The following is an 11737-nucleotide window of genomic DNA, read 5'->3' on the forward strand; positions in this document are numbered from 1 at the left end:
GGCCGGTCATCCCGCCTGTTGGCACGAATCCGCAATGGCGGGCGAACGGCACGGTAACAACGAGTAACCTTCAACAGATTCACATGGCGAGGGCCTGCCTCGGTGGGCCCTCGCTGTGTTGCGTCATCGACCAACCCAGCGGGGGCAGGCATCGGTCGGCCTCTCCTGCCACGATTCAAAGGAGTTCGGCCCCGTGTGTTCGATCCTCGGCATTTTCGGTCTGCAGTCCGGCGACGATCTGGCCGCGCTGCGCGTTCAGGCCGTGGAACTGTCGCGCAGGCAACGGCACCGCGGGCCCGACTGGAGCGGTGTGTTCGTCGGTGACGGCGCGATCCTGGTGCACGAGCGCCTGGCGATCGTGGACCCGGCCAGCGGGTCGCAGCCGCTGCGCTCGCGGGACGGTCACCTCGCGTTGGCGGTCAACGGGGAGATCTACAACCACCGTGAGCTGCGCGAGGCCAGCGACTACGACTTCACCACCGGCTCCGACTGCGAGGTGATCAGCGCCCTCTACCGCGAGGGGGACACCGATTTCGTGAACCGGCTCAACGGCATCTTCGCGTTCGCGTTGTTCGACGCCGAGCAGCAGCGGTTCCTGATCGCCCGCGACCCGATCGGGGTGATCCCGCTGTACTGGGGCCACGACAGTGCCGGCCGCATCCTGGTCGCGTCGGAGATGAAGGCACTGGTCGGGGTGTGCGAGGACGTGGCCGCGTTCCCGCCGGGCCACCTCTACGACAGCGCGACCGGCGAGCTGCGCCGCTACTACGACAAGCCGTGGCGTGAACACTCCGCCACCGTCGGCACCCAGGTGGCGCCGCAGGAGCTGCGGGCCGCGTTCGAGCAGGCGGTGCACCGGCAGATGATGACCGACGTCCCCTACGGCGTGCTGCTCTCCGGTGGTCTCGACTCGTCACTGGTGGCCGCGTGCGCGGCCCGGTTCGCCCGCGACCGCGTCGAGGACGACGACCGCAGCGAGGCGTGGTGGCCGCACCTGCATTCGTTCGCGATCGGGTTGGAGGGCTCGCCGGACCTGGCGGCCGCCCAGCTCGCCGCTGATTCCCTCGGCACCGAGCACCACGGCTTCGTCTACACCTTTGCCGAGGGCCTCGACGCGTTGCCGGAGGTGATCCGGCACATCGAGACCTACGACGTCACCACCATCCGGGCCTCGACCCCGATGTTCCTGCTGGCGCGTCGGATCAAGGCGATGGGCGTGAAGATGGTCCTGTCCGGGGAGGGCGCCGACGAGATGTTCGGCGGTTACCTGTACTTCCACAAGGCGCCGTCCGCGCAGGCCTTCCACGAGGAGACCGTCGCCAAGCTCGACGCCCTGCACAGCTACGACTGCCTGCGCGCGAACAAGTCGATGATGGCCTGGGGTGTGGAGGCGCGGGTGCCGTTCCTGGACCTGGAGTTCCTCGACACCGCGATGAGCATGGACGCCACCCACAAGATGGCAGGCGGCCGCCGGATCGAGAAGGCCGTGATCCGCGAGGCATTCGAGGGTGCGCTGCCCGAGCAGATCCTGTGGCGGCAGAAGGAGCAGTTCAGCGACGGCGTCGGCTACGGCTGGATCGACGGCCTCAAGGACCACGCCGAGGCCGCGGTCACCGACGCCGAACTCGCGTCCGCCGCGCAGCTGTTCCCGCACAACACGCCGGAAACCAAGGAGGCCTACCTCTACCGGCGGATCTTCGCCCAGCACTTCCCCGGCGAGGCCTGCGCGGCCACAGTGCCGGGCGGCAAGTCCATCGCCTGCTCCACCCCCGCCGCACTCGAGTGGGACCCGGAATTCGCCGCGATGGCCGACCCCTCCGGCCGCGCCGTCCAGGGCGTGCACGAACAGGCACTCGCGCGGTAACGAACAGCCGCACCATCGATGGACGGTTGATGTAGAAGATCTACATCAACCGTCCATTTTTATTCGATTGTTCTGATGCTTTCGCTCGCTCACGATTAACGCCATGACCAACCGTGACCGAGCCCTCGGACTGACCGTCGCGCTGCTGTGGGGACTGAACTTCCTCGCGATCCGCGCCGGGCTCGACCACTTCCCGCCGTTCTTCTTCGCGGCCCTGCGGTTCCTGGTCATCGCGATCCCGGTGGTGCTGTTCGTGCCGCGGCCGAATGTGCCGGTGCGCTGGCTGCTGCTGTACGGGTTCGGATTCGGCGTGGCGCAGTTCGGGTTCCTGTTCTGGGCGATGAAGACCGGCATGCCGACCGGACTGGCCTCCCTCGTGCTGCAGGCCTCGGCGCCCTTCACCGTGCTGCTCGGCGCGCTGCTCTTGCGCGAGCACGTGAGCCGCCGCCAACTCCTCGGGATCGCGGTCGCGGTGTGCGGGATGTCGATGATCGGCTGGGATCGCGCCCAGCACGCGGCGCTACTGCCGGTGCTGCTCACCCTGCTCGCCGCTCTCGGCTGGGCCTTCGGCAACCTCGGCAACCGGCTCGCCCGCGCGGACAACCCGCTGCGGCTGACGCTGTGGATGACCGTGGTGGCGCCGCTTCCCATGCTGGCGCTCTCCGCCGCGGTCGAGGGCCCCACGACCGGCTGGTCCGCCCTCGGCGACTCCTTCAGCGCCGACGGCTGGCCCGCGCTCGCCGGACTCGCGTACATCGTCCTGCTCGGCACCATCGCCGGCTCGGGGCTGTGGTCCGCGTTGATGAGCCGCTACCCGGCGGGCGTCGTCGCGCCGTTCTCGCTGCTGGTCCCGGTCGTCGGGATCGGTGCCGCCTGGCTGGTGCTGGGCGAGCGACCCAGCGCCCTGTCGCTGGTCGGCGCGGTGGTGGTGGTCGGCGGGTGCCTCGGCGGCATGGCGCGGGCGGGCGCACCGTCCGCCACGCGTGAGCCCGCGTCGACGATGCAGGCGACGCCCGGTCCAGTGACGATGCCCACCCCGCAACCGGCACGAATCTGACCATGGCCGCGGGTGTGGAAAACTCTGCCCGTGTCTACTCGTCATGATGGGGCCACCCGCCCGGGCAATTCCGGGGCGACCGGCCCGGCCACCCGATTCTCCGTGCGCGGCCGCCTCGCGCTGCGCGCCGCGGCCGCGGCCGCCTGGGCCTCGCAGAAGGCGGGCCGGGGCAAGGGCTCGATGATCGGCGGCCTGATCGCCCTCAAGATCGACCCCACCCTGATGAGCCAGCTCGGCAGCGGCAAGCGCACCGTCGTGATCACCGGGACCAACGGCAAGTCGACGACAACGCGGATGACGGCGGCGGCGCTGGCCACCATCGGCGACGTCGCGACCCAGGCCGACGGCGCGAACATGGACGCGGGCATCGTCGCCGCGCTCAGCTCCCACGTGGACGCGTCGCTGGCCGCCATCGAGGTCGACGAGCTGCACGTCCCGCACGTCAGCGACGCCCTGCAGCCCCAGGCGATCGTGCTGCTCAACCTCAGCCGCGACCAGCTCGACCGGGTCGGCGAGATCAACATGATCGAGCGCAAACTGCGGGCCGGCCTGGCCAGGCATCCCGACGCCGTGGTGATCGCGAACTGCGATGACGTTCTGGTCGCCTCCGCGGCCTACGACGCACCGAACGTCGTGTGGGTCGCGGCGGGCGGCGGCTGGGCGGGCGACTCGGTGAGCTGCCCTCGCAGCGGCGAGCCGATCGTCTGGGAGGAGCGCACGGGCGACGCGACGGGCATCGCCTACAACCACTGGCGCAGCACCGGCACCGACTTCGAGCGGCCGACCCCCGACTGGTGGCTCGACGACGACCACCTCTACGGCCCGGACGGTTCGAAGATCCCGATGTCGCTGACGCTGCCGGGAAAGGCGAACCGCGGCAACGCCGCCCAGGCCGTCGCGGCGGCGGTCACGCTTGGCGCGCGCGCGGAGGACGCCGTCGCCGCGGCCGCCTCGGTCCGCGAGATCGCCGGTCGCTACAGCTCCGTCCAGGTCGGTGCGCACACGCTGCGGATGCTCCTGGCCAAGAATCCGGCCGGCTGGCAGGAGGCGCTGTCGATGATCGACCACGATGTCGACGGGCTGGTCATCGCGGTCAACGGCCAGGTGCCCGACGGTGAGGACCTGTCCTGGCTGTGGGACGTTCGGTTCGAGCATTTCGAGGGCGTCAAGGTGGTGGCGTCCGGCGAGCGGGCGACGGACCTCGCGGTCCGCCTGACCTACGCCGGCGTCGAACACACACTGGAGCCGAACCCGCTGCGCGCCATCGCATCCTGTCCGCCCGGGCGGGTCGAGGTGCTGGCCAACTACACGGCGTTCCGTGACCTGAACACGGCCATCGCGAAGGAGAACAGGGATGCCTGAGTCGACGGTCCGGATCGGACTGGTGCTGCCCGATGTGATGGGGACCTACGGCGACAGCGGCAACGCGCTGATCCTGCGCCAGCGGCTGCGGATGCGTGGCATCGACGCGGAGATCGTCGAGATCACACTGTCCGATCCGGTGCCCGAGTCGTTGGACGTCTACACCCTCGGCGGCGCGGAGGACTCGGCGCAGCGCCTGGCGACCCGGCACCTGGCCCGCTACCCGGGCCTGCAGAAGGCGGCCGGGCGCGGCGCCCCCGTGCTGGCGATCTGCGCGGCCATCCAGGTGCTCGGGCACTGGTACGAGACCTCGGCGGGCGAACGCGTCGAGGGCGTGTCGCTGCTCGACGTCACCACCTCGCCGCAGGCCGAGCGCTCGATCGGCGAGGTCATCACCCGACCCGCGCTCGACGGGCTGACCCAGCCGCTCACCGGGTTCGAGAACCATCGCGGCGGCACCAGCCTCGGCGCGGACGCGATGCCGCTCGGCCGGGTCACGCACGGTGTCGGCAACGGCGTCGGCGACGGCCTGGAGGGCGTGGTGCAGGGCTCGGTGATCAGCACCTACATGCACGGCCCCGCTCTTGCCCGCAACCCGGAGCTGGCGGACCTGCTGCTTGCCCGTGCGCTGGGCGTCGACGCCCTCGAGCCGCTGGAGCTCGAGGAGGTCGACCGGCTGCGCCGGGAACGCCTCGCGGTCGGCCGCTAGACCGCCTCGGTGGGGCGGCGGCTGCAATTACAATCCGTATTTTAACGAAATACCCCTCTCTCGATCCGGCGCGGCGCTAGCCTCGGAGCCATTCGAGCTCGAGCACCATGCCAATGTCACCTCGATCGAAAGAGGAGAACCCTCCGTGTCCCACCGCACCCTCATCCGGACCAAGTCGGCGGCGGCTCTCGCCCTGACCGCCGGCCTCCTGCTCGCTCCCGTCCCGTCGATCGCCGCGGCCGCACCGACAACGGTCGTCGCGCCCGCCGCCGTCGATCACTCGCTGCACCTGACGGGCGCCCCGAACGCCCGCGACCTGGGCGGCTACACCACCACCGACGGGAAGACCGTCCGGTCCGGGCTCGTGCTGCGCAGCGACGCGCTCAACGCCCTCACCGCGGACGACCTGGCCAAGCTCGTGCAGCTCAACGTAAAGACGGTCGAAGACCTGCGGACCGGCTACGAGCAGGCGCTCGAGAAGGACAAGATCCCCGCGGGCGCCACCGTGTACCACCGCGACGTGTTCGGCGGCAGCGGCGACCCGCTCGCCATCGTGGATCTGGGGCGGGCCTACAAGTTCATGGCCAGCGATCCCGCCGCCTACGCCGCGTTCAAGGCCGTCCTGCTGGACATCAAGAACTCCCCCGACCCGGTGCTCTACCACTGCACGAGCGGCAAGGATCGGACCGGCTTCCTGTCGGCTGTGCTGCTCACGATCCTCGGCGTCCCTCGCGAGACCGTGAACGAGGACTTCATGCTCAGCAACGAGTACCTCGCCGGTGAGGGTGGCGGGTCGAGCGTCACCGGGAGCATCCAGTCCAACACCGTGGAGCAGGCCTGGCTCGATTCCGCCTTCGCCACGGCGAACGAGAAGTTCGGCAGCTTCGACAACTACGTGAGCCAGGGGCTCGGTCTGACGAGCCAGGACATCGCCGACCTCAAGGCCAAGCTGCTCAGCTGATCGGGGCCAAGGTCTCGAACCTCCCCCAGACAGGGGTTCGGCCGGGGATGTAGCGATTAATCGCATCCTCGGCCGGATCTCTGCTTCTCAAGTTCCCGACCGTTACCGGCCTCTCTTCTTGATCCGCACTCTTGAGGGTACGCCCGGCTCCGCACCCTCTGCAATAGTTCTGACCTGCGAATCAGGGGTTGTTTCTGCGGCGACGCGACCTGCCGGCGATTGCGAAATCGGGCGGCGAGGACGATCGTCAGAAGTACCGATACGACAGCGTCGGTAGCCGTTCCGGGAGGCACCATGGCAGCACCCAGCCCGTGGCCCACGATTCACGCCGAGCGGTCGGCCCTCGCCGACGACCTCGCCTCGCTCACCGAGGAGCAATGGTCCACCCCGTCGCTGTGCGGGCAGTGGTCGGTGTGGGAGACGCTCGGTCACATGACCGCGACCGCGAAGATGACGCGCCCGCGATTCCTCCGCAAGATGGCGGGGACCGGGTTCCGGTTCGAACCGATGTTCGCGAAGGAGATCGCACGGGAGACCGCGGGCACGCCCGCCGACACCCTTGCCGAGTTTCGCGCCGTCATGGGTGCGTCCACCGGCCCACCCGGCCCGGTCGACACCTGGCTGGGCGAGACGATCGTGCATGCCGAGGACATCCGGCGCCCCCTCGGCATCACGCACGAGTACCCGCCGGACGCACTGATCCGCGTTGCGGACTTCTTCAAGGGCTCGAACCTGCTCATCGGCACGAAGACCCGCATTTCCGGACTCACGCTCCGTGCCGAGGACGCCGACTGGTCGACGGGGTCCGGGCCGGAGGTGACCGGACCGATGCTCTCCCTCGTCCTCGCGATGACGGGACGGCCCGCCGGACTGGTGGACCTTTCCGGTGACGGCCTGGCCACGCTCACCGAACGGGTCTGACCCGGCACGCCGTCCCGACGCCGCTACTGCTCCTGGATCGAGGAGATCTGGAAGTTCGCGCCCAGCGGATCGGCCACCGCCGCCAACCGGCCGAACGGCGTGTCCTCCGCCGGGCGGACGACCGTGCCACCGAGTTCGACCACCTTCTCGAGCGCCAGATCCGTGTCCTGCACCCCGATGTAGAACTGCCAGAACGACGGCACACCCTCGGGCAGGAATCCGGATGCGTCCATCGCGCCAGCCACCATCTCGTCGCCGATCTTGGCCTGGGAGTAGCGGAACTCGTCGCCGTCGCCGATCGCGTCGTACCTCCAGCCGAACACGCTCTCGTAGAACGGCAACGCGGCCGCGTAGTCGCGGGACATCGTCTCGAACCAGACCGGGGCGCCCGCCTCGTCCACCAGACCGAATCCACGGTGCTGATCGGCCTGCCAGACACCGACCACGGCGCCTGCCGGGTCACCGATGATCGCCATCGTGCCCTGGTCCCCGACCACCATCGCGGGCATCATCACCTGACCTCCCGCGGCCGCTGCCTTGTCCGCGGTCGCCGCCGCGTCCTCGGACGCGAGGTAGACGGTCCAGACGTTGCCGTACGGATTGCCCTCCTGCTGCGGCCCGAGGCCCGCGATGGGCTTGCCGTCCTTGCTGAAGATCGAGTAGCCGCCGTACTGCGGGTCCTCGTTGGTGTCGGCCGCCCACCCGAAGAGACCGGAGTAGAAGGGGATGACGCGCTGCGGATCCGAACTGGTCAGGTCCACCCAACAGGGTGCGCCGACGATGGATTTGGGTTCAGGCACTGCTGTCTCCTATGGCCGAGGTATGGCTGCTGACGGTGTGCGGTGCCGAACCTACGCTCCTGCACCGACATCCGCGTGGTCATGCGGGCGGGCACTCGTCCGGCGCGGGTATCCCACGCAACCGCTCGTCGAGCCAATGGACCGCCCCCGAGTAGCCGGTGACCGCGGCGATGAGGTGCTCGCCGAACACCTCCCGGTACACCGCGGGGACGCCGAGCCCGCACTGCTCCGTGTAGAGGGCCCGCGCCCCAACGGCCGGGATCCAGAACTCCTGCCCGCCGTTGTAGATGTACAGCGGGGCGCCGGACGCGATGCCTGCCATCTTCATGTCGCGATAGAGCTCGCGGGCCTGCGGCGAGGCGAACGGGTTGTCGATGTCGGCCATCACCTCCATCGGCAGGAACGTCACACCCGCCGCGCCGAGCGTGACGACGCACTGGTCCTTGAGCGGGGAGGTGGCCAGCTGCTGCGCCAGGTTGTTGGCGAGGCCGAGGATCTCGGTGCGTTCCCTCGCGATCCCCAGGGTCGCGCCGTGGAGCAACCCGGTCGCGAGGTTGCCGTTCATGCTCCGGGTGAGCATCTCGAAGTCGGCGGGAACCCCGCCGAGCGCGGCACCGACGATGTCGCCTGCCAGGTCCGGGGCGTAGGAGTCGATCAGTTTGACCGCGCCGTGGGTGGCGATCGCCCCGCCCGAGTAGCCCGTCATCGCGATCCTGCTCGCGCCGAACTCGTCGGGTAGCGCGCGGCGCAGTCCGCGGATGGTGTCCAGGACCGCGTGGCCGGCGACATACGGCTCGGCGTAGGCCATCCGCGGTCCCTCGTGGTCGGGGATGAGGACCGCGTAGCCGCGGCGGGTCGCCAACGCGGTCGTCGGCGGGACGAAGTCGGCGACGTTGGTCGACAGGCTCAGGCCGTGCGCCAACGTGTAGCCGGGCGTGCAGGCGCGCCCGAGCGCATCGATGGGCAGGTTGTTGACCACCACCGGACGGCCACCGGGTCCGGTCCACGGTGTGGCGGGGATGACCAGCGTCGCGGTCGCGAACGATGGCACGCCCGCGGAGTCGGTCGTCCGGACCTTGAGCTGCCGGACCTCGCGCACCGGCGCACCGACGAAGGGCGCCGCCGCAGCGGTCACGTCTCTCGTCGCGAGCACGTCGCCGTTCGCGCTGTCCCCCATCGAATCCGGCCACTCGTCGAAGAACGGGTCGCCCACGTCCGAGGGCATGACCGCGATCCGCAGATCCTGGATGCCGGCAGGCTCACCCGGCGCTGCCGCTATCGGCGGCACCTCGCGCGGCGGGGGGCCGAGCGCCGGCGGCGGCACTATCGAATCGATGAGTGCCGGGAGCCCGGCGCCGGGAGGCGACGGGACGGCAGACTGCGCACCGGCCGTCCCCTGCCCGGGCGACACCGCGAGCGCGATCGCACAGGAGCACACGAGGAACCCGATGCGGGCGTGCCTCGCTAGGCAGCCTGCGGTCGGGCGTGACCCTGGTCCAAGGACCGGCATACACCCACGCTAACACCGGAATCCGCCGTCACCACGCAGCCGAACTGGGTCGACCCACCGATCGTGTCAGAGGGTACGGCGCCCCGAGAGAGCCCGCCCGAGGGTGAGCTCGTCGGCGAACTCCAGGTCTCCACCCATCGGCAGACCCGAGGCCAGCCGGGAGACCGTCAGGCCGGGGAAGTCGCGCAGCATCCGGACCAGATACGTCGCGGTGGCCTCGCCCTCGGTGTTCGGATCGGTCGCGATGATCACCTCCGAGACGTCGACGCCGTCCTCCTGATTGCCGATGCGCGCCAACAGCTCCCGAATACGGAGCTGGTCCGGGCCGACACCGCTGAGCGGGTCGAGCGCGCCGCCGAGCACGTGGTACCGGCCACGGAACTCCCGCGTCCGCTCCACCGCCTGCACATCCTTGGGCTCCTCGACGACACAGATGACGGTGCGGTCGCGGCGGGCGTCCGCACAGATCCGGCACTTCTCCTTGTCGGACACCGTCCCACACACGACGCAGAACTGCACCCCGTCCCGGACCCGCTGCAGCGCGTTCTGCAGCCGGTCGATGTCCGGCGGCTCCACGCTGAGCAGGTGGAAGGCGATGCGCTGCGCGCTCTTGGGCCCGATGCCCGGCAGCTTGCCGAGCTCGTCGATCAGATCCTGTACCGGACCCTCGTACACCGCGGCCTCTAGAAGGGGAGCCCGGGCAGGCCGCCCGCGAGGGGGCCGAGCTTGCCCGCCGCGATCTCCTGCGCCTTGCCCGATGCGTCCGCGATCGCACCGATCACCAGGTCTTGCAGGGTCTCGACGTCCTCGGGATCGACGACCTTCGGGTCGATCGTCAACGCGACGACCTCGCCGGTCCCCTTGACCGTGGCGGTCACGAGTCCACCGCCGGCCTGGCCGGTGACCTCCGCCTCGGCGATCTCTGCCTGCGCGGCCATCAGTTGCTGCTGCATCTGCTGGGCCTGCGCGAGGAGCTGCTGCATATCGGGTTGTCCACCGGGCTGCACGTCGATGTCCTTTCTGCGTGTTGCCCCGTCAGCGTAGCCGCATCCGGATAGCGTGGGTCGGTGCGTGCGAAGTCGGCCGGGTACCGGAGCGTCCTGCTCACGGCCGCCGCTGCCTCGGCGCTGGCGCTGTCCGGCTGCACGATCCCAACCGAGACCGCCGCGGGCGTGACCGCGGCCCCCACCACCACCGCCGCCGAGCTGGTGCGTTCGGCCTCGCTCCAGGGCAAGACGGTGTTCCTCGATCCCGGCCACAACGGCGTTGGCGGCGCGGGCATGTCCGCGCAGGTCCCGACCGGGCGCGGCGGCACCAAGGAATGTCAGACCACCGGCACCAGCACCGACGGCGGCTTCCCCGAGCACTCCCTCAACTGGGAGGTCGTCGCCCAGATGCGCACCGAGCTCGAGAATCTCGGCGCCCGGGTGCTGCTGAGCCGCGCCGACGACACCTCCGTCGCCGCGTGCGTGGACCGGCGGGCCGCCGAAGCCAACGCATCCGGTGCCGACGTGGTCGTCGCGATCCACGCCGACGGCGCCGCACCGGACCAGCACGGATTCCACGTCTGCTTCTCGGCGCCGCCGCTGAATGCGGTTCAGGCCGGCGCCTCGGTCGCGTTCGCCAAGTCCATGCGCGACGCACTCGAGACGTCCGGCCTCATCCCGTCCACCTATGTCGGCACCGGCGGACTGATGCCCCGCGACGACCTCAGCGGACTCAACCTGTCCGAGCGGCCGTCGATCCTGGTCGAGCTGGGCAACATGCGCAACGCGGACGAGGCGCGCGCCATGACCGGCGAGGAGGGCCGGGCCCGGTACGCGCAGGCGGTGGTGTTCGGCATCGTCCGCTATCTCGACGGCCGCTGACCGAACGCATCGGTCAGCGGCGGCGACGGGGCCTCGTCAGGCCAGTTCGCGGGCAAGGTTCGCCAGCACGGCCGCCTGGATCTTCCGCAGCCCGCCCGGCGCGAAGGTGCGCTCGAAGAAGCCGCCGATGCCGCCCGCGCCCTTCCACTCGGTGGTCGTGGTGACCGTGGATCCCGCGCCGGACGGGGCGACGGTCCAGGTGGTGACGAGAGTGGAGTTGGCATCCTTCTCGGTGACGGTGTTGCCGTCGACGGTCACGGTGGCCTTGATGTCACGCGAACGCTTCTCGGTCGCCTTCAGCGTCCACTGCGCGACCGTGCCCGCACCCTGGCCGCCCTCGAGGACCCGGTAGTCCAGGTACTGCTCGGTGAGGATGCGGGGTCGCACCGTCTCGTAGTCGGTGAGCGCCGCGAGCGCCCGCTCCGGTGCCGCCGCGACCTCGACCGAACTGCTTGCGCTGACCTGTCCCACTGTGGATCTCCTTGGCTCTGCTCGCCGGACCCCGCAGGACCCGTCCGACCTCGACGCTGTGTGTGGCCGACCCCGTCATCGTGCCCGCTCCGAGAACCGACGGGCCAGCCCGCTCGGCCCCGTGTGTGTCGGATCACAGCGGTGCCACGAACCCCGGATCGCGACCGGTTCGCAACATTTGCGTGACGTTTCGCAGGACCGCCTTGCACTTGGG

12 protein-coding genes are annotated in these 11737 nt (G+C 70.0%); 7 read left to right on the forward strand and 5 right to left on the reverse strand.

Annotated features, from left to right (window positions below; genetic code table 11):
* Positions 1 to 193 precede the first annotated feature (193 nt).
* From asnB to C8K38_RS19375, 6 genes are all read left to right on the forward strand, one after another.
* Entirely contained in the window at positions 194 to 1864 is a 1671-nt protein-coding gene (asnB, locus tag C8K38_RS19350) for an asparagine synthase B (protein ID WP_097213051.1), read from the forward strand.
* Between the two features lie 103 nt (positions 1865 to 1967).
* Complete coding sequence (locus C8K38_RS19355) at positions 1968 to 2921, forward strand: EamA family transporter (protein ID WP_097213052.1); 954 nt, start codon at positions 1968 to 1970, stop codon at positions 2919 to 2921.
* Between the two features lie 102 nt (positions 2922 to 3023).
* Positions 3024 to 4283, forward strand: coding sequence for a MurT ligase domain-containing protein (locus C8K38_RS19360; RefSeq protein ID WP_097213053.1), 1260 nt, complete (start codon positions 3024 to 3026; stop codon positions 4281 to 4283).
* Positions 4276 to 4992 (forward strand): type 1 glutamine amidotransferase, encoded by a 717-nt coding sequence (locus C8K38_RS19365; RefSeq protein WP_097213054.1) that lies wholly within the window; start codon positions 4276 to 4278, stop codon positions 4990 to 4992. The genes C8K38_RS19360 and C8K38_RS19365 overlap by 8 nt, the downstream gene beginning before the upstream one ends.
* 145 nt (positions 4993 to 5137) lie before the next feature.
* Positions 5138 to 5953: a tyrosine-protein phosphatase gene (locus tag C8K38_RS19370; protein ID WP_097213055.1), complete on the forward strand. Its 816-nt coding sequence runs from the start codon at positions 5138 to 5140 to the stop codon at positions 5951 to 5953.
* Positions 5954 to 6247: 294 nt separating this feature from the next.
* On the forward strand, positions 6248 to 6874 hold the full coding sequence (locus C8K38_RS19375) for a maleylpyruvate isomerase family mycothiol-dependent enzyme (protein WP_097213056.1): 627 nt from the start codon (positions 6248 to 6250) through the stop codon (positions 6872 to 6874).
* A 23-nt stretch (positions 6875 to 6897) separates the two neighbouring features.
* Here C8K38_RS19375 and C8K38_RS19380 read toward each other — a convergent pair whose 3' ends face one another.
* The 4 genes from C8K38_RS19380 to C8K38_RS19395 form a co-directional block, all read right to left on the reverse strand.
* Positions 6898 to 7674, reverse strand: a complete 777-nt coding sequence (locus C8K38_RS19380; protein ID WP_097213057.1) for a VOC family protein — start codon at positions 7672 to 7674, stop codon at positions 6898 to 6900.
* 79 nt (positions 7675 to 7753) lie between these two features.
* A complete protein-coding gene (locus C8K38_RS19385; RefSeq protein WP_245221068.1) occupies positions 7754 to 8899 on the reverse strand; it encodes a lipase family protein in 1146 nt (381 codons plus the stop codon).
* Positions 8900 to 9250: 351 nt separating this feature from the next.
* Positions 9251 to 9859: a recombination mediator RecR gene (recR, locus tag C8K38_RS19390; protein WP_027501651.1), complete on the reverse strand. Its 609-nt coding sequence runs from the start codon at positions 9857 to 9859 to the stop codon at positions 9251 to 9253.
* Between the two features lie 8 nt (positions 9860 to 9867).
* The gene (locus C8K38_RS19395; protein WP_245221069.1) at positions 9868 to 10167 is read right to left on the reverse strand and encodes a YbaB/EbfC family nucleoid-associated protein; all 300 of its coding nucleotides are present in this window, start codon (positions 10165 to 10167) and stop codon (positions 9868 to 9870) included.
* 84 nt (positions 10168 to 10251) lie between these two features.
* Between C8K38_RS19395 and C8K38_RS19400 the strand changes: the two genes are divergently transcribed.
* Positions 10252 to 11052 (forward strand): Rv3717 family N-acetylmuramoyl-L-alanine amidase, encoded by an 801-nt coding sequence (locus tag C8K38_RS19400; RefSeq protein WP_179800633.1) that lies wholly within the window; start codon positions 10252 to 10254, stop codon positions 11050 to 11052.
* 36 nt (positions 11053 to 11088) lie between these two features.
* On the opposite strand, the gene C8K38_RS19405 is transcribed toward C8K38_RS19400, so the two are convergent.
* Positions 11089 to 11523 carry an SRPBCC family protein gene (locus tag C8K38_RS19405; protein WP_077043132.1) on the reverse strand — a complete coding sequence of 145 codons (435 nt, stop codon included), beginning with the start codon at positions 11521 to 11523 and terminating at the stop codon, positions 11089 to 11091.
* Positions 11524 to 11737: the final 214 nt, after the last annotated feature.

The sequence above is a fragment of the Rhodococcus sp. OK611 genome, from assembly GCF_003050885.1.
GTDB classification, from domain to species: Bacteria; Actinomycetota; Actinomycetes; order Mycobacteriales; family Mycobacteriaceae; genus Rhodococcus_G; species Rhodococcus_G oryzae.